Source organism: Tardiphaga sp. P4_G1 (assembly GCF_056401215.1).
Map to the genome: position 1 here is coordinate 215183 of NZ_JBFUJU010000007.1, position 26055 is coordinate 241237.

Annotated in this window: 23 protein-coding genes; 9 read left to right on the forward strand and 14 right to left on the reverse strand. The window is 61.8% G+C overall.

All coding sequences use genetic code 11. The features are described from left to right. The first annotated feature begins 45 nt into the window (after nucleotides 1-45). From AC1DUY_RS18510 to AC1DUY_RS18520, 3 genes are all read left to right on the forward strand, one after another. Entirely contained in the window at nucleotides 46-771 is a 726-nt protein-coding gene (locus tag AC1DUY_RS18510; RefSeq protein WP_439074053.1) for a thermonuclease family protein, read from the forward strand. Between the two features lie 53 nt (nucleotides 772-824). Then, nucleotides 825-1676, forward strand: a complete 852-nt coding sequence (locus tag AC1DUY_RS18515) for an LssY C-terminal domain-containing protein (protein WP_093758029.1) — start codon at nucleotides 825-827, stop codon at nucleotides 1674-1676. A gap of 86 nt (nucleotides 1677-1762) precedes the next feature. Then, nucleotides 1763-2941: a pyridoxal-phosphate-dependent aminotransferase family protein gene (locus AC1DUY_RS18520; protein ID WP_478116121.1), complete on the forward strand. Its 1179-nt coding sequence runs from the start codon at nucleotides 1763-1765 to the stop codon at nucleotides 2939-2941. Here the strand turns inward: AC1DUY_RS18520 and AC1DUY_RS18525 are convergent. From AC1DUY_RS18525 to AC1DUY_RS18540, 4 genes are all read right to left on the reverse strand, one after another. Further along, entirely contained in the window at nucleotides 2938-4203 is a 1266-nt protein-coding gene (locus AC1DUY_RS18525) for an MFS transporter (RefSeq protein ID WP_478116337.1), read from the reverse strand. The two genes, AC1DUY_RS18520 and AC1DUY_RS18525, sit on opposite strands and share 4 nt — an antisense overlap. Nucleotides 4204-4290: 87 nt before the next feature. After that, nucleotides 4291-4878, reverse strand: a complete 588-nt coding sequence (locus AC1DUY_RS18530; protein ID WP_478116123.1) for a PRC-barrel domain-containing protein — start codon at nucleotides 4876-4878, stop codon at nucleotides 4291-4293. Nucleotides 4879-4937: 59 nt separating this feature from the next. Continuing rightward, on the reverse strand, nucleotides 4938-7139 hold the full coding sequence (locus tag AC1DUY_RS18535) for an amylo-alpha-1,6-glucosidase (RefSeq protein ID WP_478116125.1): 2202 nt from the start codon (nucleotides 7137-7139) through the stop codon (nucleotides 4938-4940). A gap of 75 nt (nucleotides 7140-7214) precedes the next feature. After that, entirely contained in the window at nucleotides 7215-8981 is a 1767-nt protein-coding gene (locus AC1DUY_RS18540; protein ID WP_478116127.1) for an ABC transporter ATP-binding protein, read from the reverse strand. A 17-nt stretch (nucleotides 8982-8998) separates the two neighbouring features. Between AC1DUY_RS18540 and AC1DUY_RS18545 the strand changes: the two genes are divergently transcribed. From AC1DUY_RS18545 to AC1DUY_RS18565, 5 genes are all read left to right on the forward strand, one after another. Beyond that, nucleotides 8999-9283 carry a hypothetical protein gene (locus AC1DUY_RS18545; protein WP_139285809.1) on the forward strand — a complete coding sequence of 95 codons (285 nt, stop codon included), beginning with the start codon at nucleotides 8999-9001 and terminating at the stop codon, nucleotides 9281-9283. Nucleotide 9284: 1 nt separating this feature from the next. Next, a complete protein-coding gene (locus AC1DUY_RS18550; RefSeq protein WP_089266708.1) occupies nucleotides 9285-10349 on the forward strand; it encodes a glycosyltransferase family 4 protein in 1065 nt (354 codons plus the stop codon). Between the two features lie 188 nt (nucleotides 10350-10537). Next, nucleotides 10538-12121: a Na+/H+ antiporter gene (locus AC1DUY_RS18555; RefSeq protein ID WP_478116130.1), complete on the forward strand. Its 1584-nt coding sequence runs from the start codon at nucleotides 10538-10540 to the stop codon at nucleotides 12119-12121. A 113-nt stretch (nucleotides 12122-12234) separates the two neighbouring features. Next, nucleotides 12235-12984 carry a glucose 1-dehydrogenase gene (locus AC1DUY_RS18560; protein WP_478116132.1) on the forward strand — a complete coding sequence of 250 codons (750 nt, stop codon included), beginning with the start codon at nucleotides 12235-12237 and terminating at the stop codon, nucleotides 12982-12984. Nucleotides 12985-13299: 315 nt separating this feature from the next. Beyond that, nucleotides 13300-13479 (forward strand): hypothetical protein, encoded by a 180-nt coding sequence (locus AC1DUY_RS18565; RefSeq protein ID WP_089266704.1) that lies wholly within the window; start codon nucleotides 13300-13302, stop codon nucleotides 13477-13479. 7 nt (nucleotides 13480-13486) lie between these two features. Here AC1DUY_RS18565 and AC1DUY_RS18570 read toward each other — a convergent pair whose 3' ends face one another. The 10 genes from AC1DUY_RS18570 to AC1DUY_RS18615 form a co-directional block, all read right to left on the reverse strand. Beyond that, on the reverse strand, nucleotides 13487-14851 hold the full coding sequence (locus tag AC1DUY_RS18570; RefSeq protein WP_478116134.1) for an FAD-containing oxidoreductase: 1365 nt from the start codon (nucleotides 14849-14851) through the stop codon (nucleotides 13487-13489). Between the two features lie 114 nt (nucleotides 14852-14965). Further along, nucleotides 14966-15961: a branched-chain amino acid ABC transporter permease gene (locus tag AC1DUY_RS18575; protein ID WP_175369560.1), complete on the reverse strand. Its 996-nt coding sequence runs from the start codon at nucleotides 15959-15961 to the stop codon at nucleotides 14966-14968. Then, nucleotides 15958-16824, reverse strand: coding sequence for a branched-chain amino acid ABC transporter permease (locus AC1DUY_RS18580; RefSeq protein WP_068737690.1), 867 nt, complete (start codon nucleotides 16822-16824; stop codon nucleotides 15958-15960). The genes AC1DUY_RS18575 and AC1DUY_RS18580 overlap by 4 nt, the downstream gene beginning before the upstream one ends. A gap of 12 nt (nucleotides 16825-16836) precedes the next feature. Next, complete coding sequence (locus AC1DUY_RS18585; protein ID WP_478116137.1) at nucleotides 16837-17541, reverse strand: ABC transporter ATP-binding protein; 705 nt, start codon at nucleotides 17539-17541, stop codon at nucleotides 16837-16839. Then, nucleotides 17534-18253: an ABC transporter ATP-binding protein gene (locus AC1DUY_RS18590; protein WP_478116139.1), complete on the reverse strand. Its 720-nt coding sequence runs from the start codon at nucleotides 18251-18253 to the stop codon at nucleotides 17534-17536. Before AC1DUY_RS18590 ends, AC1DUY_RS18585 begins: the two co-directional genes overlap by 8 nt. 45 nt (nucleotides 18254-18298) lie before the next feature. Continuing rightward, the gene (locus AC1DUY_RS18595; protein ID WP_089266694.1) at nucleotides 18299-19543 is read right to left on the reverse strand and encodes an ABC transporter substrate-binding protein; all 1245 of its coding nucleotides are present in this window, start codon (nucleotides 19541-19543) and stop codon (nucleotides 18299-18301) included. 208 nt (nucleotides 19544-19751) lie between these two features. Then, nucleotides 19752-20699 carry a glutathione S-transferase family protein gene (locus AC1DUY_RS18600; protein WP_478116141.1) on the reverse strand — a complete coding sequence of 316 codons (948 nt, stop codon included), beginning with the start codon at nucleotides 20697-20699 and terminating at the stop codon, nucleotides 19752-19754. A gap of 19 nt (nucleotides 20700-20718) precedes the next feature. Next, entirely contained in the window at nucleotides 20719-20928 is a 210-nt protein-coding gene (locus tag AC1DUY_RS18605; protein ID WP_068737702.1) for a hypothetical protein, read from the reverse strand. Between the two features lie 133 nt (nucleotides 20929-21061). Next, nucleotides 21062-22342 carry an MFS transporter gene (locus AC1DUY_RS18610; RefSeq protein WP_478116144.1) on the reverse strand — a complete coding sequence of 427 codons (1281 nt, stop codon included), beginning with the start codon at nucleotides 22340-22342 and terminating at the stop codon, nucleotides 21062-21064. Nucleotides 22343-22426: 84 nt separating this feature from the next. Beyond that, nucleotides 22427-24709 (reverse strand): FdhF/YdeP family oxidoreductase, encoded by a 2283-nt coding sequence (locus tag AC1DUY_RS18615; RefSeq protein WP_478116146.1) that lies wholly within the window; start codon nucleotides 24707-24709, stop codon nucleotides 22427-22429. 192 nt (nucleotides 24710-24901) lie between these two features. Here AC1DUY_RS18615 and AC1DUY_RS18620 point away from each other — a divergent pair, with 192 nt between their 5' ends. After that, nucleotides 24902-26014, forward strand: coding sequence for an alkene reductase (locus tag AC1DUY_RS18620; RefSeq protein ID WP_478116148.1), 1113 nt, complete (start codon nucleotides 24902-24904; stop codon nucleotides 26012-26014). Nucleotides 26015-26055 lie beyond the last annotated feature (41 nt).

Here is a 26055-nt window from a genome sequence, read left to right on the forward strand (position 1 = left end):
CTCCGGATTGTCGTCATGATTTTGCAATCAAACGGTTCGATGCGCATGTTCCGCACCTTCTCACTTTTTATCGCGATGCTTTGCATTCCCGCACTGGCACAGGCCGCCGACGTGACCGGGGTGCCGAAGATTCGCGATGGCGACCAGATGACCATTGGCGCGACCCGCATCCGGCTCGCCGGCATGGACTCGCCCGGCCTCGATCAGTTGTGCCTGAATGCCGCCGGCGAGCGCTGGACCTGCGGTGTCGCAGCGCATGAAGCGCTTGTTGAACATGTCGGCGACAAGAGCTGGACCTGCCACGTGCTACGGACCGATCGCTTCGGTCGCTCGGTCGCCAAATGCGAGGTGGACGGCGAGGACATCAGCCAATGGATGGTGAAGAGCGGCTGGGCGCTCTCCTATGTGCGCTTCTCGCATGCCTATGATGCCGACGAGAAAGCCGCACGTGAGGCCAAGGCCGGACTTTGGGCCGGCGCGTTCTTTGCGCCCTGGGACTGGCGCGTACGCAACAAGAAAACCACCATTCTCGGCTCGATCAAGCCTCCGGAGGATGCCTTGCCGATCTTGCTGGCCTCGGCATCCGGCCACGTGGCGCCGTCTCCAACTTGCCGGATCAAGGGCAACGTCAACCGGGCCGGCGTCTGCATCTATCACACGCCCGAAAGCCGCTGGTATGCCAAGATCAGCATGCGGATCAGCAAGGGAACACGCTGGTTTTGCTCTAAAGAAGAGGCCGAAGCCGCCGGCTGCCGCGAGACCCGACGATGACATCGTGGCGCTGACGTGGCAGGTTCCCCGCTCAGATTCGATCGAGCGGAACCGTGGCTGACCTGCAGACGGATGTCATTGCGCAAAAACAACGCCGCAGCCGGACATTCCGGGCGGCGCGGCTGACGCTGCTCGCTTTGATCATCTATGGCGGCATCGCCTATCTGTTGCTCCCGGAACTCTGGACTCATTATGAGCACCAGAAGAGCCTTGCCGGATTGCCGATGACGACGATGACCGCGCAAGGTATTCCCGGCGATCCCATCAATGTCGGCCTGATCGGCGACAAGAAGGACGTGCTGTGCGCGATGCATGCTGCCGGATGGTATCCCGCCGATCCCGTGACGTTACGCTCGTCCCTCGAAATTGTCGGCAGCGTCTTGCTCGACCGCCCCTATCGCGAAGCACCGGTGAGCCCGCTGGTTTATCTCGGCCGCCGCGAGGATCTCGCTTTCGAGAAGCCGGTCGGCAACAGCGCTGATCATCGCCACCACATCCGGCTCTGGAAGGTCCTCGACAAGGGGCAGGAAGATCGCCCGGTCTGGCTCGGCGATGCGACTTTCGATCGCAGCGTCGGGATCAGCAAATACACCGGCGCGATCACGCATCACATCGCTGCCGATATCGACGCGGAGCGAGCGGTGCTCGCGGGCGACCTCGAAAAGGCCGGCATGGTCGAGGCCAAATATCAGGTCACCGGAATCGGCCCAACCGTCGCCGGCCACAATGGCGGCGGCGACCTGTACTACACTGATGGCGAAGTCTGGATCCTGCGGCTGGTGGTGGCCTGCGCCAAACACGACGGCCCTCCCGAGACGATCCCGAGTCCGGCGGCCACCGAGATCAAGGACCAGATCTTCCAGGCCATCGCGAATGTGATCGGGCGTGATGCGCTGACTCACTAAGCGGTCAAATTCAAACCACCTCACACGCGCTTTGATTTCGCGCTGCGCCATGGCACCATGGCCGAAAATACCAACAAGGATTGAAAATGGTCGTTCGTGCAGGTCGTGAATTTCTCGCCATCCCCGGCCCCACCACGATGCCAGACGAAGTATTGCGGGCGATGCATCGTCCGCCGCTGGATATCTACTCCAAGGAAATGGTGCAGCTCACATTCGGGCTGCTGCGCGATATCGGCACGTTGTTCGCCACCAAGGGCAACACCTATATGTACATCGCCAACGGGCATGGCGCCTGGGAAGCGACGCTCACCAATGTGCTGTCGCGCGGCGACAAGATCCTGGTGCTGGAAAGCGGGCGTTTCGCGGTCGGCTGGGGCCATGCTGCGCGCGCCATGGGCGTCGACGTGCAGAGCCTGAAGGGCGACTGGAATCGCGCCATCCGCCCTGCCGAAGTTGAAGCGACGTTGCGACAAGACACCAAGCACGAGATCAAGGCTGTGCTTGCAGTGCAGATCGACACGGCGTCAGGCGCGTTCAACGACATTGAAGCCATCGGCAAGGCGATCAAGGCCGCCGGCCATCCCGCGCTGTTCATGGTCGACACCGTGGCTTCGCTCGGCTGCATGCCGTTCGAGATGGATGCGTGGGGCATCGATGTCGCCATGTCCGGCTCGCAGAAGGGCCTGATGACGCCACCCGGCCTCGGCTATGTCGCGGCGAATGATCGTGCGCGCGAAGTGCACAAGACTGCCAATCTGCGCACACCCTATTGGGATTGGACCGAGCGCGACGGCGACGAGCACTACCGGAAACATTCGGGTACCGCGCCGGTGCACTTGATGTTCGCGCAGCGTCAGGCCATCGACATGCTGTTCGACGAGACGCTGGTCAACGTATTCCAACGCCATCGATTGCTGGCGGAAGCCGTGCGCCGCGCCGTTGCCGTATGGGCCGACGGCGGCGTGCTGAGCTTCAATATCATCGAGCCGAAAGAACGCGGCAACACGGTCACGACGGTGCGGATGGACAACCCGACGCCGCTGCTCGATTACTGCCGCGACAAATGCGGCGTCATTCTCGGCGTCGGCATCGGCGACCTGCACGGAAAAGCATTCCGCATCGCCCATATGGGCCATGTCAACGCGCCCATGATTCTCGGAACGCTCGGCGTGATCGAGATGGGATTGCAGGCGCTCGGCATTCCGCACGGCAAGGGCGGTGTCACGGCCGCGGTCAACTTCCTCGGTGAGAGCGTCGCGCCCTAAGGTCCGTTCTCGACCTCGCCGTGGTCGCGGCGAGTTTCCGGCATCACCAGCCAGATCAGCAACAAGCCAAGCCCGGCGACGCAGGCCAGACCGACAAAGGCAACCGGCGCGCCGAGCTTGTCGGCGACGAAGCCGGCGGTCACCGTACTGAGCGACGCACCGATGCCAGTGGCTGTTCCGACAATGCCTTGCGCGAGACTGAAGCGACCGCTGCCAAAGGCGATGTCGGCGACGATCAGCGGGATCATCACGCTGAACACGGCAGCAGTGACGCCGTCGAAGATCTGCACGGCGACCAGCGCAAACGGGTCGGTGACCACGGCGAATAGCAATCCGCGGATCACGAGCGCGGCGAAAGCGATCAGCAGCAGCGGCCGACGGCCCCATTGCTGCGCCTTTCGGCCAACCGTCGGCGAGGTCGCCGCGACGATGGCCTGCGGGACCACGATGCAGAAGGCGATCAGCGCCGGTGCCCAGTCGGCCGAGCGCGTCGTGACGACGCCCGCCATCAAAGGCAGCATCGCGGCATTGGCAAGCTGCAGCAGCAGCACAGCGCAGGCAAAAATCAACAGCGGCTTCTGCCGCACCAGATCGCGAAAACGGATCGGCTTTTTGCTCTCGGCCTCTTTGGTGCTGGCACCATGGGCCTGCGCAGGGTTGATCTCCTGAGGTCGAATCCGGGACAGCGCATAGAGCACCGGCAGCGCCAGCAAGAAGGTGACGATGAACACCGACCGGCTGGACAGCAGATAGCCGCAAGTGCCCATGACGGCGGCAGCGACGCCATTGCCGAGCGAGGCGAAGCGCGCATTGCGCCCCAGCCGTTCGCCGATCCGCAGCGGCCCGACCAGCCCCAGGCTGATAGCGGCGATCGCAGGGCCGAGCACGCAGCTCGCCATCGCATGCAACGTCGCTGCCGCGACAATGACGGGAAACACCGGCAGCGCCGCGTAAGCTAGCGCACAGCCGCCGATCGTTGCGACCGCGGCGCCGGCGACCAGCCGCGTCGAGCGCGCCGCATCGATGATCGCGCCGCCCGGAATTTGGCCGAGCAGCGCGACGATGCCCCCGATCGACAGCACGAAGCCGATCTCGACCTGCGTCCATTTCTGCGTGGTGAGATAGACCGCAACGAACGGACCGAATCCGGTTTGCACATCGGCGAGAAAGAAGATGAACCAGTCGAGCCCGCGCAGGCTCTGCTTCGATGGCTCCGGAATCCGCTGCGGCTCCTGCGGGCCCAGCTCGGACTCCGGCGCAATCCCCGGCGCACAGGCAACCTCGGGCACCGCCGCGACATCGTCGCGGCGGGAGAGATCGGCTGTACGAGTGGTCGCGTGAACCGCCAATTAGCGCTCCTGCATGGTAAGAGGCGGAAACCTCAGCGGCGTCAGTGTGCCGGACGCGCCGAGCACGACGATGGGCTGGTCGTCCTTGTATTCCGGCGCAGCACGCACCTGCTCGCGTGTAAGATCGAGCGTGATGCTGGCGGTCTTGTCGGCCACGTTCCAGAAATGCAGCGCGCCCCAATCGACCACGATCTTGCGCGAGCCAACCCCGAGGAATCCGCCGAAGTCGATGACCGCGCCGCGCACCTGGCCCGCGCGATCGACGATCACGTCGGCGATACGTCCCATATTCTCGCTTGCGGGGCTGCGCACATCGCGGCCGAGAATGCCCTTGGCATCGAAAGCATCGATCACCGTAACCGATGGCGGCTTGGCGACAGGCACAGGAGACGTGGACGCGACCGGTGGCGTTGCCGGCTGCACGGCAGCCGCATCAGGTGCGGGCGACGGCACGGACGGCTGCGCTTCAGGGGTGGATTTCTCTGACGACGCGGGCGGAGGCACAGGCGCATCCGCCGCCTGGCACACGGCCACGGCGTTCAACGCCAACGCTACAGCCAATCCGGCAACGATGCGAATTGCAGGCATGGAAACTCCCTCACTCACGCGTTTCGCTGATGGGCACGACCCCAGCGCCAGGCGACGCGTCAATGCGTCAATACGATCGATACCTGGATCTGACCGCGGGTTCGCAGCACTTCCAGCGACACATCGTTCTCGTGTTTGCGCAGGCAGAGATCGACGCTGGATTCGCCGAGCCGAAGATCACGCAAAATGACGTATTGCAGGAAAGCGGGCAGCCGCGGATTGCGGAAACGAATTTCCCCGCGCGCAACATCGAATTCGATTCCTAGTGCTGCCTCGAGCAGAGTATACGGCGTAGCGCTGGCCCAGGCCTGCGGCGCGCAGGCCACCGGATACAAGGTCGGGCCGCGGCGTTTTTCGCGCTGGAAGCCGCAGAACAATTCCGGCAATCGTCGCAGGTCCATATAGGCCGCGGTGTCGAACAAGCCCTTGAAGACGGCCTCGACCGAATGCTTCAGGCCATAGCGCGCCAGACCGAGTGTGATCAGCGCATTGTCGTGCGGCCAGATCGAGCCGTCATGATAGGACATGGGATTGTAGCGCGCCTCGCCGCGCGCGATGGTGCGAATGCCCCAGCCGGTGAAGAAATGCGGACGCATCAGGTCGGCAGCGACCATGCGCGCACGGTCTTCACGGACGATGCCTGTAAACAGCAACTGTCCCGCATTGGAGGCACGAACCGCGCAAGGCATCTTCTTGCCGTCGAGCGCAAGCGCATAGGTGCCGAGTTCCTCGCACCAGAATGCTCCCTCGAACCGCGCAGCAAGTTGCTCCGCTTCGGCCTCGAGCTGCCGGGCCTTGTCGGGCAGGCCTATGCGCAATGCGAGACGCGACGCCAGATGCTTGGCGGCGAAGACATAGCCTTGCACCTCCGCCAGCGCGATATTGCCCTCAGCGAGCTTTCCATCGGCATGAAAGATGGCGTCATACGAATCTTTCCAGCCCTGGTTCTGCAGTCCCTGTTCAGTGGCGCGCTGATATTCGACGAAGCCATCCTTGTCGGGGTCGCCGGGACCATCGATCCATCCGAGGGCCGCCTCAACGGCCGGCCATAGCTCGCGCAAGGTTTCATCATCGCCGGTGCGCTCGACATACATCCCTGCGAGCATCACAAAGAGCGGCGTGGAGTCGACACTGCCGTAATATTGCGCGAACGGCACCTCACGCAGGGCAGCCATCTCGCCGCCGCGCATTTCGTGCAGGATCTTGCCGGGCTCGGCATCCGCAAGCGCATCGACCGACTTCGCCTGAAATGCCGCAAGCCGTTTCAGCACGCCGCGCGCCACGCGCGGATCGATCCACAACAGTTGCAGCGCCGTGATCAGACCATCGCGACCGAATGTCGTCGAATACCAGGGAATACCGGCATAGGGATATCGCCCCTGCGGCGTATTCGTCATCAGGATACTGAGATCGGCCATCGCCTGGCAAAGCACCTCGTTGAAAATATCGTTCGAGGTCTCGACCGTCGCCGCACCCTTGCTAAAATTGCGCATCTCGCGGCGATGCGCGAGCAACCCGCGAAAGAACGGCACAGGCTTGTGGCCGACCTCGGCATTGCAACTGACAGCAACGAACAGTGACGTCGTTTGCTGCGGCTTCAGCTCGAAGTGGTAGGTCGCGGTATTTGCCGCCAGCCGCGTCGGGCGCGGATCGAAATGCACCATCGTGCTGAGCGGCTTGCCGTCGAGGCCGGTATATTCCAGCGCAACGTCACTGGGCCCGACCAGGCGACTGGTGGCGATGCCGCGATGCTTGCGCTTTTCGCCGCGCACCTCGAACAGATCGGCAAAGTCATTGTCGAATGACAGCGTCAGATCGAAACTGGCACGGTGTTCGCCGTGATTTTGCAGACCGATCCGCTGATAAGCCGCACCACGCCACAGGAAGAACGTGCGCACGATGTGCAGCATATCTTTCTGCAGCACCAGGCGGCCGTTGCGATAGATATCCGGATTGGTCAGATCGACGGTCAGCGACGAGTTGTCATCGCGCAGATTCGAACCGAGCAACAACGGCTGCACGTCGTTCAGCGCCAGCTCCAGCCGCGCGAGATAACGCGTATCGGCATTGAACAGGCCATCCGGGCCGCCCGCGGACGCGCCGATGTCACCATGGCTGTCGAGCACCACGAACGTATCGTCGTGCTTGAGTGCACGCCGCGGCCGCGAAGCAGGACCCGTCATCGGGATGTAGAACGGCGACTCGACCGCCTTTTGATCAGCGATAGCGTTCAACTTGGTCGCGGCGGCTTCGATGGACATGGATGACCTCGGCCGGTTGTAAGGTGAAGACAGGCACGAAGATAAACGCAGCGCCTGGAGAGGATAACTGAGTCGTCAGGCTGCGTGCTGCGCGAGACGGCTCATTTCCTGTGTGACGAGTTCCCGATACGGCCCCTCGCCCTGCATTAGATGATCAGGTTTGCCGTCCTCAATGATCTTGCCGCTCTGCAGCATGACCACGCGATCAAAATTGCGCAACGTCGCGAGGCGATGCGCAATCGCAATTACCGTGCGACCACGCATCAGACGCGCCAGCGCCTCACGGATCGCCTCTTCCGATTCACTGTCGAGGGCAGCCGTCGCCTCATCCAGCAGCAGAATGGGCGCGTCCTTCAGGAAGGCGCGTGCAATGGCGATGCGCTGGCGCTGCCCGCCGGACAGTTTGACGCCGCGGTCCCCGACCATGGTGTGGAGACCTTCCGGCAGCGTCTCGACGAAGTCGCAACGCGCCGAAATGGCTGCACGCAATACCTCGTCATCCGTCGCCTCGGGACGTCCATACCGGATGTTCTCCATGATGGAGCGATGGAACAATGAGATGTCCTGCGGCACCACGGAGATTGCGTGACGCAGGCTGTGCTGGGTCACGCGTGAAATATCCTGGCCATCGATGGTGATGCTGCCATCCTGCACGTCGTAGAAGCGCTGCAGCAATACAAACAGGCTCGACTTCCCGCCGCCGGACTGGCCGACAAGGCCGACGCGCTGCCCGGCATTGAGCCGCAACGTGAACTTATCGAACACCTGCAGACCGCCGGGATAACGGAACGAGATATTGTTGAAGGCGATCGCTGCGCCCGACTTCACCAGCGGCTCGGCCTCGGGATGGTCGCGAAGCTCATGCGGCACCAGCAATGTGGACAGCGCCTCGGACAAGCGCGCAACATGTTGCGTGACATCCACGAGCGCCACCGCAAGATCTCGCGTCGCATGCAGAATCGAGAGACCGAGCGTACAGATCAGAACGACGTCGCCGGTGCTGGCACCGCCGCGTTGCCACAGCATGATCGCCCAGGCGAGCAGCCCGATCGTGAGCGCGACCGTGATAGCCGCATGGGTCAGGCGCAGACGCTCAAGATAGCGCAGGCTGCGACCACGGGCGTTCAGCTCGCGATCGACCGTTTCATCGAAACGATCATGCTCAAAGCTCAATCCGCAAAATGCGCGAACCAGCGGCATATTGTTGATGACATCGACCATTTCGCCATCGACGGCGGCCGCCTTGCTGGCGAAGTCGTCATGCAGTTTCTTGCCGGCCGCGGCCATCTTGAACATCATCACGACGACCGCGCCCGCCACCACTGTCAGTCCCGCCGCCATCGGCAGGCTGACGGTTCCAATCAGCAGGATCGCCGCGAATGTCGCGACGCAGGGCGGCAACACGTTCCAGACAAACATGTTTTCGACCGTGAAGACCGCGTTGGATGTTGCCGTGATACGGCTGGTCAGCATGCCGGGCAGCCGATCCGAGAAGTAGCTCGGTGCGTGTCCGGTCAGATGGCGAAAGATATCGCGCCTGAGATCGCCGGTGACACCAACGAATGTGTAGCTCGCGGTCCAGCTGGCCACGCGCCACAGGAACATGTCTGCCGTGATCAGCGAGATCAGAACGCCAAATGCGATCCAGACGGTATTACCGGCTCCCGAAGGTCCAGATGAGAGGCCATCGACTAAAAATTTAATTCCGTACTGCGTGCCCACCGAACAGGCGACGGCTGCAAGCACGGATATCAGGATGATCAGATGCGATGCAGAACGCATCCTGATGTAGCGCATCACGAAAGCGAAAGGGCGATACGCATATCCGGAAAGACTGTCCATGTGATTGTCAAAACCCGTTGAATAAGAACAAGAATCTCGACGGACAGCGTCCCCGCCCGCTGATGGAGATGATGCCATCCCGAATTTCCCACGCTCTCGCCATCTCGGCGCAACATTCGGGCAGCATTAACACTCCGGAAACCGTGGTTGAACGTGATGGCATCAGCAAGACCACAGTGTGGACGAACTACGCAGATCACATAGGAACCTCGCAGATGCGAGAACGTTCCAGCTTCAGGCATACCGGTACCGACACGTCGTCGCTGAAGTTGTTCATCACTTCCAACATGGGAGATATGTAAAATGCGCATCGCGCAAGTTGCTCCGCTGACAGAAGCCGTTCCGCCGAAGCTCTATGGAGGCACGGAACGCGTCGTCCACTGGTTGACCGAAGAGCTGGTGGCGCAGGGGCATGATGTTACGCTCTTCGCCAGCGGCGACTCTCAAACGTCAGGCAAGCTCGACGCCGGATGGCCGAAGGCGCTGCGGCTCGATGGCTCTGTCCGCGATCCCAACGCCCTCCATATGGAAATGCTCGAGCGCGTAAGACAGAAATGTGACGACGACGAATTCGACGTTCTGCATTTCCATCTCGATTACTATCCGTTCTCGCTATTCTCCCGCCAACCCACACCATTTCTCACGACGCTACACGGCCGTCTGGATCTGCCAGAACATCAGCCGACCTTCACGACTTTCTCCAAGATTCCCGTTGTTTCGATTTCGAACGCGCAGCGGCGCCCGGTACCGCAGGCGAATTTCGTGCGCACGATCTATCACGGCCTTCCCGAGAAATTGCTGACGCCGCAACCGATCACGCCGAGCTACCTCGCCGTGCTCGGGCGTATTGCGCCCGAGAAGGGCGTCGACCGCGCGATCAAGATCGCCATCCGCGCCGGCATCCCGCTGAAGATCGCGGCCAAGATCGACCGCGCGGATGAGGACTATTACGAGCAGGTCGTTCGCCCACTGATGGATCATCCGCTGGTCGAATATATCGGCGAGATCAGCGACCGCGAGAAGCCGGAATTCCTCAGCGGTGCCTATGGCCTGCTGCTGCCGATCGACTGGCCGGAGCCGTTTGGCCTGGTGATGATCGAATCCATGGCCTGCGGCACACCGGTCATTGCCTATAACCGCGGCTCGGTGCCGGAGATCATCGACGAGGCCCTCACCGGCTTCATCGTCGAGGACGAGACCAGTGCAGTTGCCGCGGTGGGTCGTCTCGCCGGCATGGACCGTACAGCGATCCGCAAGCAGTTCGAAACCCGCTTCACCGCCCGGCGCATGGCTCTCGATTATGTGGCCACCTATCGCAGCATGATGGAGCATAGGGTTTCGCTGCGACTGGTCAGCAGCGCAGAGTAGTCTGAAGCGCATAATTAAGGCATCGAAGGGCGGCCCGTCGGGTCGCCCTTTTTCGTGCTGGCCTGCTGCAAAATCACTGGCCCGCTGTACAGCCCGTGCGGCATTTGCAAGATAGATGACAGACATCAGATCACGGCATTGGCCCGAATCGACGTCTGACCGTTTTTCTCGCATTTCGACAGGCCCTCATGACCGCCGTTTCCCGCTTCGAAATTATCCTGCTGCTGATGGCTGTCATCGTTTTGCTCGACATGATCGCGCGGCGTTTTCAGCTCCCGCGCGCGGCCGCCCTGATCCTCGGTGGCATCGGCTTCGCGCTGATCCCGGGCACCCCGGATGTCGAGATCGACCCCGAGCTGGTGCTCGTGTTGTTTCTGCCGCCGCTATTGATGTCGAGCGCCTGGTTCACCTCGTGGCGGGATTTCCGCGCCGATCTTCGCATCATCCTGCAGCTCGCCGTCGGCGCTGTCTTCTTCACCACCCTCGTGGTCGGCGTGGTTGCGCATCTGGTGATGCCGTCGCTGCCCTGGGCTGCCTGTTTTGCGCTCGGCGCCATCGTCTCGCCGCCAGATTCGGTAGCGGCCAAGGCCGTGCTGCAGAGCGTGCCGCTCCCGCCGCGCATCATCGTGCTGCTGGAGGGCGAGAGCCTCGTCAACGACGCATCGGGCCTGGTGCTGCTGCGCTTCGCCATCGCGGCAGCGCTGACCGGCTCGTTCAGCGCCACTGCGGCCACCGTGAGTTTCTTCTCGGTTGCGATCGGCGGCCTGCTTGTCGGCATCGCCTTCGCCTTCGCCGCTATCCTGGTGATCAAGCGCATCAAGGAAATCGACCTCGCCATTGCATGGACCTTCCTGGTCGCCTGGATCTCCTATATCGCCGCGGAAAAGCTGCACGTCTCCGGCGTGCTGTCCACCGTCGCCTGCGGCATGATCCTGGGATGGAAACAGCACGAATTCTTCGGCGCTGCGACGCGCACCCGCGCCACCGCAGCGTGGAGCGTCGTCGTATTCGTGCTGGAATCTCTGGTGTTTATCCTGATCGGGCTGTCGCTGCGCGGCGTGCTGTATCGCCTCGGCGGCTATGACGCGGTGGTGGCGCTGTTGCCGGTGACGGCTGCTGTCATCGCAGCAGTGATCCTCGCGCGCTTCGCCTGGATGTTTCCGGGCACCTATCTGCCGCGCATGCTGATGCCGAAGCTGCGCGCCCGCGACCCCGCTCCGCCATGGACGGTGCCGTTCATCATGAGCTGGGCCGGTTTGCGCGGCGTAGTGAGCCTCGCTGCCGCATTATCATTGCCGGAGGAATTTCCGGGCCGCGACGTCATCCTGGCGATCACCTTCGCAGTCATCCTGGTGACGGTCCTTGTCCAGGGTTCGACGCTGGCACCGATCGTGCGCCGTCTCATCAGAACCGACAATGTCCGCGCACCGCATCATTCCAAACTCAGCGAAGCGCAGGCGCGTGCGCGCGTTGCGGCCGCGCAATTTTCTGCCATCGAGAAGGCGTCACGCAACGATGACGGCACACATCGCCATCCGCGCCTGTTCGAGCAATATACCTATCGCAAGGGCGCCGCGGCGCGCTATGCCGAAGAGGCTGAGGCACTATCGCCGCACCGCATCGACCATTACACGACCGTGCTGGCCGCCATCGAAGCCGGCCGTGCAGAGCTTCTGAAGATGCACCGGGAGGGCGAAATCCACGACAGTGTGCTGCATGCGATCGAGGAAGGCCTCGATCTCGAAGAAGTCAACGCAAGACGTTTTCTGTAAAGGCCACGCTTCCTTTAGCAGCCATTCGCCGTGGCGCCTTCACAGCCGCCACCATCGGCTCTAACCTTGATCGTCAAGCGCCAGACAAGGCGCAAAATCCGGGAGAAAACAACATGCGACTTCAAGGCCTATCCACTATCGTCACCGGCGGCGCATCGGGTTTCGGTGCCGAGATCGCGCGGTCTTACGCGCGCGAAGGCGCCAAGGTCGTCATCCTCGATCTGAATGCCGATGGCGCGAAAAAGGTTGCGGCCGAGATCGGCGACAGCGCAATCGCCCTTGGCGGCAGCGTCACCAGCAAGGCCGATGTTGATGCCTCGGTGAAGCTCGCGGTCGAAAATTTCGGCAAGCTCGACGTCGTCGTCAACAATGCCGGCTGGACCTTTCGCAACAAGCCCTTGCTCGAAGTGACCGAAGAAGAATTCGACAAGGCGTTCGACATCAATGTGAAATCGATCTTCCTGATGACCAATGCCTGCGTACCCGTGATGAAGAAGCAGAAGAGCGGTCGCATCATCAATATCGGCTCGACAGCCGGCGTCCGGCCGCGTCCGGGCCTGACCTGGTACAATGCCACCAAGGGCGCGGTGAACCTGATGTCGAAATCGATGGCCGTGGAACTGGCGCCCGATGGCATCCGCGTCAATTGCATCGCGCCGGTGATCGGCGAAACCGCGCTGCTGGAATCCTTCATGGGCGTGCCGGATACGCCGGAGAACCGCGCCAAATTTATCGGCACGATTCCACTGGGCCGCATGTCGCGCCCCTCGGATATCGCCAATGCCTGCGTGTATCTGGCGGGCGAGGAATCCGAATTCCTCACCGGCGTGATCCTGCCGGTCGATGGCGGGCGGACGATTTAGGCTCACCCTTGTCATTCCGGGGCGCGGCCGGCTCTTGCCGGACGTGAACCCGGAATCCCGGCATGGTTTCAATCTCGAATCGACTCACACTGCGAGATTCCGGGTTCGCGTGCGCAAGATGCGCCCACGCCCCGGAATGACGAACTGGAAAATTCATAAACCATCGAATCCGGTCAGATTCGATTTACCACGCGCGTTAAGCAGTTCACCGGCCATTCATGCGATGGTCGCGTCATGATCGAGGGACACACCTCGGCAGGGAAGGCGTCAGGGTCAGGCCGGTCAACGGTCTGACCCCTCTCTTTGGGGATCGTCATGGCAGCAAAGAAGAAACCGGCTCCGCGCAAGAAAGCCAGTGCATCGGACGCTGTTCATCCGATTTCTGCAGTCGCGGCTGTTGCAGTCCGCAGCCTTATCAATATGGCGATTGTGTCCGCATCCTGCGCAACCACCTTGTTGACGCTGATGGCCGTGCTCAAGTTCCAGACCGCCTGAGCGACGATCACTTCATCTCGTTGAGTAGCGTCGGGATCAGTTCCGACACCGTCGGATGGATCGGCACCGCCCATTGCAACTGGGTGTAATCGGCGCCGGCATTCATGATGTCGAGAATGCCATGGATCGCCTCGTCGCCTCCGGTACCGAGGATGGCGGCTCCCAAAATCTTCTTCGTTTCAGCATCGACCACAACCTGCATCATGCCCGCGGTCTCGCCCTTCTCGACGGCGCGGCCCACATGGGTCATCGGCCGGGTGCCGATCAGCAATTTCCTGCCTGTGGCCTTTGCCTGAGTCAGCGTCATGCCGACGCGGCCAAGCGGCGGGTCGATGAACAGCGCATAGCCGGGAAGCCGATCGCTGACACGGCGGCTTGCGCCATCGAGCAGGTTCGCGGCGAGAATCTCGAAGTCGTTATAGGCCGTATGCGTAAAGGCGCCGCGACCGTTGCAATCGCCCATGGCAAAAATGCCCGGCACATTGGTGGCGAGACCGTCATCGACCTTGATGTAGCCGCGGGCATCCACAGCGACGCCAGCTTTGTTGAGACCGAGATCGTCGGTGTTCGGCCGACGCCCAACCGCGAGCAAAACATCGCTGCCGATAATCTCCGGCGCGCCTTCGGTGCAATCGACGCCGACTGCCACGCCATCGGGATGCGGCTTGAAGGTGATGCATTCGGCATTGGTGCGGATATGGATGCCTTCGGCGAGCAGGATATCGCGGATCGCTTCGGAGATCTCCGCATCCTCGCGCGAGACCAGATGCGCGCCCTTCTCGACCACCGTCACTTCGGCGCCGAAGCGGCGATACATCTGCGCAAATTCGAGCCCGATATAGCTGCCGCCGATCACCACCAGATGTTTCGGCACGCGATCCAGCTGTAGGATTCCCGTATTGGTCAGATAGGTGACGTCGTTGATCCCCGGCATATCCGGCACGACAGCCCGCCCACCAACATTCAGGAAAATCTTTGGCGCCGTCAGCAACTCATCGCCCACGCGGATCGTATCCGCAGATTCGAACCGCGCATGGCCGTCGATGACCGTGCATTTGTCCATGCCGCGCAACCAGCTTTCGACGCCATTGCGCGAGTCGTGGATCACCTTGTCTGCCCGCGCCTTCACGCGAGCCATATCGATCCGCACCGGCGCGTCAATCATCACGCCATAGTCGCTGCCGCGGCGCGCAAGATGCGCGGCATAGGCGGAGGCGACCAGCGTCTTGGTCGGCTTGCAGCCRGTATTGACGCAGGTGCCACCAAACAGATGGCGCTCAATGATCGCAACCGACATGCCGGCGGACGTAAGCCGACCCGCGAGCGAAGGCCCCGCCTGGCCGGCGCCGATGATGATCGCGTCGAAGCGCATGATTTCAGCTCCCAACCGGCGGAGCCAACGTTCCGCCGCGGCAAGAGACTATCGTTGGAAACGGCATCAGCCAACGGATGACGGAAGTTCCAACGTCGGCAATTCCCGAGCCGCTTAGGGCTTGCCGGCAACCGCAGGGCCGCGCCAGCGCGCCCAGAGCCGTTCAAACAGCGGCAACAGCCCGCGCGGCGTCACCAAAATCACCGAGATCACCACGATGCCGTAGATGAAATAATGCAGGCCGGGCAGCGTGCTGCCGAGCTTGCCGCGCAGGATTTCACCAAGTGGCACCAGCAGCAATGCGCCAAGCGCGGGGCCATAGGCGCGGCCGAGCCCGCCGACGGTTGCAAACAGCACGATCTCGATGGTGATCACGGGCGAGATCAGCAGATAGGGATCGGCAAAGGTGAGATAGCGCACATAGGCAGTACCGACGACGGAGGCGAGCATCGCCGAGATCACCATGGCGGTGATCTTGTAGCGCAGGATGTTGACGCCAATCGCCTGCGCCGCCTTCTCGTTGTCGCGGATGGTGCGCAGATAATAGCCGAGCGGCGAATTGAGAATCGCGACATTGACCAGCACGCAGATCGCCGCCAATGCCAGCATCATCCAGAACGCACCGTGACCGCCGCCAAACTGGAACGCCAGGAAATTACCCGTGTCCTTCGGCAGCAGCAGCCCGGATGCACCGCCGAGGAAGTCCCAGCCCTCGACAACGATGCTGCCCATTTCCGCGAAAGCCAGCGTGATCAGCACAAAAGAGAGATGGCCGAGCTGAAAGCGGAAATCGATCCAGGCGATGACGGCGCCGAGGATTCCCGAGATCACCGCCGAGATCACGAGACCCAGCCACATATTGATGCCGAGCTTGAGCAGGAGCGCGGCCGAGAACATCGATCCGATGCCGATAAACAGGCTGTGCGCCAGCGAGATCTGCCCGGCCATGCCGCCGACGATGTTCCACGACGAAGCCAGTGCCACATAGACCAGCGCCAGCGTGAGGATGTGGACGTAATAGCTCGACAGCACGAAGGGCATGATGGCGGCGATGACCAGCGCGCCCCACCAGATCGGCGATGCGAGCGTCTTGTAGAATTCGTCTCTCATCGTGCCGAGCTCCAGGTCAGGCCCTTCGGGAGAAACAGCATGATCGCCACGAAGATGATGTATGGCAGCAGCAAGCCGATCGGGCCGTCGAGATAGATCGTGCCGAAAGCTTCGGCGATGCCGATAATCAGGCCGCCGAGCATGATGCCGACGAAATTGGTCATGCCGCCGAGCACCACGACCAGCAGCGTGATCACGGTGTAGCGCAGGCCCTGGGTCGGCTGGATCGGAGTGCCCGGCAACAGCAGCGCGGCGGCCAGCGCGAGAATACCGATGCCGAGCGCGAAGGTCAGCACCTGGACGCGGCCGACATTGATGCCCATCAGCGCCGCGGCATGGGCATTCTGGTGCACGGCGCGGATCGAGCGGCCGAAGTCGGTCGAGCGCAGCATGATGTAGAGGCCGATGGCGAGCGCAAAGGAAACGACGAAGGCGACGATGTGCGGCACTCGCAGCACCACGTCACCGAGAATGATCAGCTTGGATTCGACGAAGGAGGGCGTCCGCGCCGGCTCGCCGCCGAACACCATCAGGATGCCGTTCTGCAGCACCAGGCTGAGACCGAGCGTAAGCTGCACCACCATCAGGAACTGATGCCCGACCATTGGCCGTATCAGGAAGATGTAAACCAGCGCGCCGATGGCCGTCATCAGCGGCACGGTGATGATGATGGACACATAAGGGTCCATGGCGAAGGCGGAGTACAGGGCGAGGCACATGAACATGCCGAGCGAGATGAAATCGCCATGGGAGAAGTTGACGACACCCGACACGCCGTAAACGAGCCCCATGCCCAGCGCCAGCAAGCCATAAGTGGCGCCGATCAGAAGGCCTTGGGCGAGAGCTTGATAAAGTTCGGTCACATCACTCTCCGATCACAGACCAAGATAGGCGCTGCGGGTGCGCGGATCGTTTTTCACGGTCTCCGCATCGCCCTCGACCGCCACCTGCCCGCGCTCCAGCACGTAACAGCGCTTGGCGTGGCGCAACGTCAAATTCAGATTCTGCTCCACCAGCAGGATGGTCAGCCCATCGGCATGCAACTTGTCGATGATCTCAAAAATATACTGCACGAATAGCGGCGACAGACCGAGCGAGGGTTCATCGAGCATCAGGAGCTTGGCTTCCGCCATCAGCCCGCGACCGATGGCCAGCATCTGCTGCTCGCCGCCTGATAGTGAACCGGCACTCTGGGTCAGCCGCTCGCCAAGCCGCGGAAACAAACCGACGACTTTTTCCATCTGTTGCGGACGATGCTTGCGCGCATGCGCATTGATGCCGCCAAGCAGAAGATTTTCGCGGATGCTCATTTCCGGAAACACCAGACGGCCTTCCGGCACCTGCACGATGCCGAGCTCGACACGCGCCTGCGGCGTTAATTTGCTGATGTCTTCGCCGAGAAACAGAATGCGGCCGGATATCGGCTTGACCATTCCGGACAGCGCATTGATCAGCGTGGTCTTGCCGGCATTGTTGGCGCCGAGCAGGCCGACGATCTCGCCCGCAGCGATCTTGGCGTTGATGTCGCGCAGCACCGGCACGCCGCCATAGCCTGCGACCAGGTTGTCGATCTCAAGCATCGAGATGATCTCCGAAATAGGCATCGACGACGCGCTGATCCCGAAGGATCTCGTCGGGCGTGCCCTGCGCGATCTTCTCGCCGAAATTGATCACCACCATACGCTGCGCCAGCCGCATGATGACGGGCATCACATGCTCCACCATCACGATGGTGACGCCCTGCTTGTTGAGCTCCTCGATGATCGCGATCGGCGCGGCGGTCTCGGCCATGGTCAGGCCGGCCATCACCTCGTCGAGCAGAATGCAGCGCGGATCGGTGGCGATGCACTTCGCGAGCTCCAACAGCTTCTTGTCCTGCAGCGACAGTGTCCCCGGCGTCTTGTGCTCCTTGCCGCCGAGGCCGACGCGCAGCAGCGCCTGCGCCGCATAGTCGATGGCCTCGCGCATCGGCCGGCGTGTCAATGCTGCGGTCGTGACGACGTCGAGCGCCGTCATGTCGGCAAAGGACTGGACGATCTGGAAGGAGCGCATCAATCCGCGGCGCACCAGCCGATCCGGCGACACCCCGATAATGCTTTCACCGTCATAAACAACGTCGCCCGCACTCGGCGGAATGAAGCCGGAGATCACACCGAACAAAGTGGTCTTGCCGGCACCGTTCGGGCCAATGATGCCAAGAATTTCGCCCTTCTCGACGTCGAAGCTCACCGCGTTGAGCGCGACCAGCCCGCCAAACCGCCTGGTGATGTTGGAGACTTCCAGAAATGCCACAGCCGTCCACTCTCTAGATTGCGCTCAGTCTTACTACAGCGCCGATCAGGACTTCGGCCGCGGCGGTACCTGGGCAAATTCCTTCGGGAATACGACTTGCTGATCCTGCTCGGGAGTCCACTGGATGAACATTGCAGAACCGTCCTTGAGCAGACGGTCTTCCGCGAATTGCAGGCCCTTCGGCTTGGCAATGTAGAGGTTCGGATCGCCTGCCGGAATGTTGACGTTCTTCAGCGCCTCGAGCAGTGCATCGCTCTGCAGCGACTTGGCGTTCTCGAGCACCTGCTGCAGCACGCGTGCCGCCTGGGCATATTGCACCGCGCCCTGGCCGATTTTGTCGAGCTTGGCGACATCGCGCAATTCCGTGACGATCTTCTGCATCGACTCGATCTTGGCACCGGCGCTGAAGCCGGTCATGCCGAACAGGTTCTTCGTCAGCACGGCCTTGCCGATCTCGGGGCCGAGATCCTTCCAGAGCGACAGATCCGAATAGCCGCCGGTGCCGCCGCAGAAGATGCTGCCATGATAGTTCAGATTGTAACGCGCCTGATGCAGCAGGATGCCATCGCGCGGCGTCACAAGGCCAACAACGACGTCCGGCTTGAGCGAGCGAATACGGACCATCGCCGCCGTCTGGTCCTGCGCACGAATATCGAGCGCGGCTTCGCCGATGATCTGGATGCCGCTGGCCTTCAGCTTCTCGACCAGGAATTTGTTGGACTGCTGGCCGGCCTCGTAATTCGAATAGGCCATGACGGCAGTCTTGATCGGAAACTTGAAATCGTCGCGCAATGAGATGACGAAATCATGCATGGTCTGCGCATAGCCGCGATCATACGGGTATCCCAGCGTAAACATATAGTTCGACTGCGAGCCGCCGGCCCAGACCGACAGCGTCGGAATCTTGGCTTCGTCGACCACCGGCGTCAGCGCCAGCATCTGTGCGCTGAGAATGGTGCCGGTCAGAAGCTGCACCTTTTCCTCGGTGATCAGGCGCCGCGCTTCGGCAGCGGTCCGCGCCGGCTGGCTGGTATCGTCCGCCAGCACCAGCTCGATCCTGGCGCCGCCCTTGCTCTTGATGCCGCCTTCGGCATTGATCTTCTTGATGATGTATTCGAAAGCTGGCTGGCCTTCCTGGGCATAGGCCGCAAGACCGCCGCTCATCGAATTGACCATGCCGATGCGGATCGCCGGCTCGGCGGCGCCTGCGCTACGAATGAACGGCGCGGCGATCGGCCCTGCCAGAACGGCAGAGGCACCAAGGCCAAATGTGCGGCGGGTCATGGTCATGTCATATCCTCCGATGCGCAACGACGCTGAAGCGACGCGCTTTCTTGTTCTGTTACTGGCGCTGGAGTGTCGAACACTGCGTTACAGATTGGGAGTCTGCATATCGCAGTCGGGCAGCGTTTTTCGGACTTAGCCGCCTTTGCGCAGCCGCGTCAAATTGCGGCGTACGGGAATCGCGAATGAGGGCCATGCATCCGTGACGGGGCTTTCACAGGCGAGCAATCGCAAAGCCTGCACGCGGGAAATGTACAACCGTCGCGCCGACATCGGGATCCTCACGCCGCAAAGCGATGCTGTCATGACCCGCAGAAACAAACGCACCGATGACGGGATCGAAACCCCAATCGGTCGGCATGACCGATACCATTACGCCTTCCTTAAACGGCAGACCTTGATCATCTGCAATATCGTTATGAGTAGAAGCAGATGTCGCCATAGGCTGACAGAGCCGCGCTATGTCCAGCGCCAGCTCGGGCGACAGCTCCTCAACCGTTCCGTGCCCCAGCGCGGCAACCCGGTCCATCCACGCGAGAATGCGCGGATGCTCGGCAAGACCTTCGCTGTCACCGAGATTGCCGCGCACGTACCAGAGCGGGTGATAGACGGTGAGATCGGCAAGTGACGGCGCCTGGCCAAGCAGGAACGCGTCGCCACGCGCAAGCCAATCGCTGAGCCAGGCTAGATGAATGCGAAACCGGTTGCGGAGCGCAGGAATCTGCTCACGCATCTTCACGCTGTCCCAACCATCGAACTTGCCTGACGTGAAACTCGCGCGATCGGCATGCAGTTCTGGCGGAAAACGATCTCCGTTCAGGCCGAAGACCAGTCCAAGAGCATTGGCAAAGAGCGCGCGATCGGCCCAGGCCGCGATGATATCGGCCTGACCGCGCGTGCCCGCCGGATAAAGCGTCAGCTCGGGAAAACGTTGCTCAAGCTCCGCGAGAATGCGGCGCGTATCGCAATAGACGTCTGCGCCGATCTGCAGCACCGGAATGCGGCGATAGCCTCCGGTGAGCGCCACGAGCTCTGGCTTCGGCACGATCCGCGGCTGAATCACCGATCGCCAAGACAGACCCTTCAATCCGAAGGCGACGCGCACCTTCTCGGCAAACGGCGAACGCGGATAGTGATGCAGAACAAGATCGGTCGCCGTCACTGCATCCCTTGCCTGTCAGCTATGTCGCATGCACCGCCGTCGTCGCACCGGCGGAATACATCGCCTCGAATTCGGCAATCGGATGCGGAAGTCCATCCGGGCCGGTGATTTCAACATCCCAGCTGCCGTCATCGAGCAGCTCCCTGGCCTTCTTGACAGCTCCGGCCGCGTTGTCGCGGCGGAGTGAAACAGTCCCTGACGTATCGGTTCCCCTGACGAAAAACGGCAAGTCACGTCCTCCCTGTGTGAGGCGCCCCGCAATGCGAGACCGCGCGCGACGTCTTGATCGCGTCAATCTGCGCATCAGACCACAGGACTCACGGCAATTCCAGCAACTTGCCGTCGCAATCGTCATGAACCTGTTATGCAGTCCCGCGCTGCGCTGCGGGACGCGTCAACGCGAAGAAGATGAGGGTGCAGACGGTCAGGAATACCGCCATTGAGATTAAAACTGCGGGCAATCCCCAGGCGGCAGCAATCGGACTGGTAGCCGATTGCATCACGGCGGTGCCGAGGAAGAATGACAGGTTTGCCGCAGAGAGCGCTTTGCCAATATTCTCGGCAGCAACGACCTGGCGGATCATCGCATAGACGAGCGGCTGCATCGCGACGAGAAGGCCGATGACCACAAGCAGGCCGGTATCGACTGCCACGGGCATCACTGGCAGGCCGAAAAGCGTGGCTAACGGATAGCCCGGTGCACCGAGCGCCATCACGAGTAGCAGCGCGGCGGCGCACAAATGGACCGCAAACAGCAGCATGCGGCGATGACCCAGCTTGCGATCGAGCAGGCCCGACAGCGCCGGTCCGATCACCAGCGCCACCGTAAACAACGCCAGCACATTGCCGGCCTCTATCCGCGACAGTCCCTTGATATTCATCAGCCAAGGGCCGGCCCAAAGCCCACGCAACACGAGCTGAACCGCAAGTGACACGAAAGCGAGGATCACGATACCGCGCACAGCACGTGATACACCGAGTTGCAGAACCGAAACCATCTCGCCCAGAAGCGCGCGCGGCCGGCCTTCGGGACGCGATGCCGGCACCATGACCGCGATCAGCATCGCCACGACAATCGCCGCTGCGGCGGCAATCCAGAAACCGGCGCGCCAGCCCCAGTGCTCGACGACGTAAGCAAGCGGACTGGCCGACAACAGCAGCCCCGCATTGCCGAATGACAGAATGATGCCGGACCACAGACCGAACTGCGCTGGTGTCAGCCGCTTGGCGGCGAGCGTCATCGGGCACATCAGCATGCCCGACGTCGCCATGCCGATCGTTGCCTGCGACACGAAGAACGACAGAGGCCCTGTCGATAGCGCGGCAATCGCCGCGCCGCAGACCGTACCGGCGAACAGCACGAGCGACACCGTGCGGATGCTGTAGCGATCCAGCGCGACGCCGACCGGAATCTGCAGGAGCGCGAAGAAAAAATGATACGCCGAAGTCAGCGCGGCCAGCGTCTGCGGCGTGACGCCGAGATCGGTCGACATCACATCGATCGCGACTGCAGGCGTGGTGCGCAGCATGTTGGACAGTACATGCCCGCAGGTCAGAATGAGCATCGCTGCCACGAGCGCTACGCTCACGGGCGGATCGATGGCAACGGGCTTAAAGGCAGAAGAGTCGGCAGCACTGGTCATGGCGCTCGCCTACGCGGAAACACGGCGCGCATCAACCGCCACGAAAGCCGTGGCGGTCATGCTCTCTCAATGCTGCGGTGCAGCTTAGGCTGCAGATGCCTCGATCCGGATCGGGATCGATTTGTAAGCCGGCGTTCCCGACTTCGCATCATGCTGGTCGAGTGACACGAGCACATTGGCCTCAGGATAATAGGCCGCCACCGATCCTTGCGGGATGTTGTAAGCCACCGCCGTCACCCGACGCAGTGCGCGCGGTGCGCTGTCCGGACGGTCCAGCACGATGTCGATCAGATCACCGTGGCTCAGCCCGCGGCGGGCGAGGTCCTGCTCGTTGACGAACACCACATCGCGCCGCCCGGTGATGCCGCGATAGCGATCGTTCATACCGTAGATCGTGGTGTTGTACTGGTCGTGGCTGCGCAGTGTGGTCAGCGTCAACGCGGTCTCGGCGGGGCCGTCCTCATAGAGGCCGGAGAAAACCAGGAATTGCGCCTTCTGGCTCGGCGTCAGCCATTCCCGTTCCGAGGCGGCGTTGCGCAGCCGGAAGCCACCCGGCTTCTTGATCCGTGCATTGTAATCCTCGAAGGCCGGAAAGACCGACTCGATGGCGTCGCGGATCCTGCTGTAGTCGGCGACGTAGTCGAGCCACTTCACCTTTGTATTCGGCAAAGTCGCGATTGCCATATCGGCGACGATCGCAGTCTCGGACTTCAGATGCTCGGACGCCGGCTTCAAGCCGCCGCGCGAGGCGTGCACCATCGACATCGAATCTTCCACCGTCACCAGTTGCGGACCCGTCGCCTGCACGTCGATCTCGGTGCGGCCAAGGCACGGCAGGATGATCGATTCCTTCGCGATCAGAAGATGCGAGCGATTGAGCTTGGTGGCGATATGCACCACGAGATCGAGGCTGCGCATCGCCGGATAGGTCGCCTCGGGATCGGACATCGCGACCGCGAGATTGCCGCCAAGACAGATCAACGCCTTCGAACGTCCATCGCGGATCGCCTTCACCGACGCGACGGCGTCATGACCATGCGCAGTCGGCGGCTTGAAGTTGAAGGTGCGTTCGATGCCGTCGATCAGCGCGGCGTTGGGTACTTCGGTGATCCCCACGGTGCGGTCGCCCTGCACGTTGGAATGGCCGCGCAACGGCGAGATGCCGGCGCCGGGACGGCCGATGTTTCCGCGCAGCATCAGGAGATTCGCGATCTGCTGCACGTTACCGGTGCCGTGGCGATGTTGGGTAATACCCATGCCGTAATTGATGATCACGCTCTTGGCCCCGGCGTAGATATTGCCGAGGTTTTCGATATCGGCGCGCGGCAGGCCAGACGATTTCTCGATCGCCTCCCATGAGGTCGCATCGAGATCGGCCAGCAGCGCCTCGATGCCGTTGGTGTGTTCGGCGATGAAGGCGCGGTCGAGCACGCCGGGACCGCCCTGGGCCAGGCTCGCGGCATCGAGCGCCACGACGGTCTTCATCATGCCCTTCAGCACGGCAATGTCGCCACCGACCTTGACCTGGTAATAGGTCGACGAAATCTGCGTAGAGCTCAACGTCAGCATTTCCGCTGGATGCTGCGGGGATGTGAATCGTTCCAGCCCGCGCTCGCGCAGCGGATTGATTGAAACGATGGCAGCACCGCGCTTGGAGCATTCGCGCAGAGTCGTCAGCATGCGCGGATGATTGGTGCCGGGATTGTGCCCGATGCAGAACACGGCATCCGCATGATCGAAATCCTCCAGCGTCACCGTGCCCTTGCCGACGCCGATGGATTCCGGAAGGCCGACGCTCGTGGCCTCGTGGCACATGTTGGAGCAATCGGGGAAATTGTTGGTGCCGAATTCGCGCACGAACAACTGATACATGAACGCTGCTTCGTTAGAGCAACGGCCCGACGTGTAGAATTCGGCCATGTTCGGATCGGGCAAAGCGCGCAAGCCGGCACCGATCCGCGCCATCGCATCCTCCCACGAGATCGGAAGATACTTGTCGCTAGCCTGGTCATAGGCCATCGGATGGGTGAGACGTCCCTCGTTTTCTAGGTCGTGATCATGCCAGTCCCAGAGTTCGCTCACCGTATGGGCCGCAAAGAATTCCGGCGTCGTGCGCTTGGCCGTTGCTTCCCACGACACCGCCTTGGCGCCGTTCTCGCAGAATTCGAAGGACGATGTATGCTTCGGATCGGGCCAGGCGCAGCCCGGGCAATCGAAGCCGTGCGGCTGGTTCATCGTCAGGAGGCCATGCGTTTCGTTGACCACCGCCAACTGTCCGCGCACCGCGTCGGCCACTGCCTTCAACGCGCCCCAACCTGCGGCGGCACCTTTATAGTCTTCGACGCCCTGAACCTGCTTCTTCGCCATCGCGATCCGTCCTTCGTCGTCAGGGCCCATATGGCCCAACCTAATTCCGCCTCGTAGCATTAAAGGCTGTAATACAGCGAATAGATGCCATCAACTTTGATTGACCAAGTCTGCGCTGTATTGAACGATACGAATGCCGCGACACCTGTTCACCAAGGCTATCGCCCGATTGATATTCTGAATGGAGCGCCGATGACGTCTTCTTCCCTGTTCCAGCCGCTGCAAGTCGGCCCGTATCGATTGAGCCACCGCGTCGCGATGGCGCCGCTGACGCGCATGCGCGCCGAGAAGACATCTCTCGCTGCATGGACGCTCAATGCCGAATATTACGCGCAGCGCGCGACCGAAGGCGGACTGATCATCGCCGAGGCCTCGCAGGTGATGCAGGAAGGCCAGGGCAACCCGAACACACCGGGCATCTATACGAAGGAGCAGATCGCCGGCTGGCGTCAGGTCACTGACGCCGTGCATGCCAAAGGCGGCATCATCTTCCTGCAGCTCTGGCATGTCGGCCGGGCCTCACATTCCTCATTCCAGCCCGGCGGCGGGCTTCCGGTGGCACCGTCAGCCATTGCGATCGACGCTACCACGCGGACGGCTTCAGGCGAGACGGTATCTTACGAGACACCCCGCGCCCTGGAGACCAGCGAGCTTCCCGGCATCATCGACGCCTACCGGCAGGCCACGCGCAATGCCAGGGAAGCCGGCTTCGACGGCGTCGAGGTGCACGGCGCCAACGGCTATCTGCTCGAACAATTTCTGCAGACCCGCAGCAATCGGCGCACCGACCAATATGGTGGCTCAATCGAGAACCGCGCCCGCCTGCTGCTCGAAGTGACCAATGCCGTCATCGACGCCTGGAGCGCGGATCGTGTCGCCGTCCGCCTGTCGCCCTATGGTGTCTCGAATGACTCCGGCGAAGCCGATCCGATGCCGCTCTACAGCTATGTGGTCCGTGAGCTCGACAAGCTCGGCCTCGCCTACCTCCATTTCGTCGAGCCGCGCACCAGCGGCGTCGGCCGCGCGGAAGTGTTTCATAACAATGTGCCTAAAGCCTATGAGCTGTTCCGGCCGATGTGGAGCGGCGTGCTGGTCACGGCCGGCGGCTTCGACGGCACCTCCGCCGAGGAGGCCGTCGCTTCCGGCAGTGTCGACATCATCGCGTTCGGCCGCCCATTCATCGCCAATCCGGACCTGCCGGAGCGTATCAAGCGCAAGGCGCCCTTTACGCCTTATAACCGGGCGACGTTTTACGGCGGCGATGTGGCTGGCTACACCGACTACCCGGTGTTTGGCGCAGGCTAATCTGCGGATTATTCAATAGAAAGCACTTCTGGCGCGCTATA

Bases quoted from the DNA above. Each gene is read 5' to 3' on its own strand.
- AC1DUY_RS18595 (WP_089266694.1), bottom strand. From the start codon at position 19,543: ATGACCATGACCCGCCGCACATTTGGCCTTGGTGCCTCTGCCGTTCTG.
- AC1DUY_RS18530 (WP_478116123.1), bottom strand. From the start codon at position 4,878: ATGCCTGCAATTCGCATCGTTGCCGGATTGGCTGTAGCGTTGGCGTTG.
- AC1DUY_RS18610 (WP_478116144.1), bottom strand. From the start codon at position 22,342: ATGACCAGTGCTGCCGACTCTTCTGCCTTTAAGCCCGTTGCCATCGAT.
- AC1DUY_RS18620 (WP_478116148.1), top strand. From the start codon at position 24,902: ATGACGTCTTCTTCCCTGTTCCAGCCGCTGCAAGTCGGCCCGTATCGA.
- AC1DUY_RS18585 (WP_478116137.1), bottom strand. From the start codon at position 17,541: ATGCTTGAGATCGACAACCTGGTCGCAGGCTATGGCGGCGTGCCGGTG.
- AC1DUY_RS18520 (WP_478116121.1), top strand. From the start codon at position 1,763: ATGGTCGTTCGTGCAGGTCGTGAATTTCTCGCCATCCCCGGCCCCACC.
- AC1DUY_RS18540 (WP_478116127.1), bottom strand. From the start codon at position 8,981: ATGGACAGTCTTTCCGGATATGCGTATCGCCCTTTCGCTTTCGTGATG.
- AC1DUY_RS18560 (WP_478116132.1), top strand. From the start codon at position 12,235: ATGCGACTTCAAGGCCTATCCACTATCGTCACCGGCGGCGCATCGGGT.
- AC1DUY_RS18550 (WP_089266708.1), top strand. From the start codon at position 9,285: ATGCGCATCGCGCAAGTTGCTCCGCTGACAGAAGCCGTTCCGCCGAAG.
- AC1DUY_RS18535 (WP_478116125.1), bottom strand. From the start codon at position 7,139: ATGTCCATCGAAGCCGCCGCGACCAAGTTGAACGCTATCGCTGATCAA.
- AC1DUY_RS18575 (WP_175369560.1), bottom strand. From the start codon at position 15,961: ATGAGAGACGAATTCTACAAGACGCTCGCATCGCCGATCTGGTGGGGC.
- AC1DUY_RS18565 (WP_089266704.1), top strand. From the start codon at position 13,300: ATGGCAGCAAAGAAGAAACCGGCTCCGCGCAAGAAAGCCAGTGCATCG.
- AC1DUY_RS18555 (WP_478116130.1), top strand. From the start codon at position 10,538: ATGACCGCCGTTTCCCGCTTCGAAATTATCCTGCTGCTGATGGCTGTC.
- AC1DUY_RS18510 (WP_439074053.1), top strand. From the start codon at position 46: ATGTTCCGCACCTTCTCACTTTTTATCGCGATGCTTTGCATTCCCGCA.
- AC1DUY_RS18615 (WP_478116146.1), bottom strand. From the start codon at position 24,709: ATGGCGAAGAAGCAGGTTCAGGGCGTCGAAGACTATAAAGGTGCCGCC.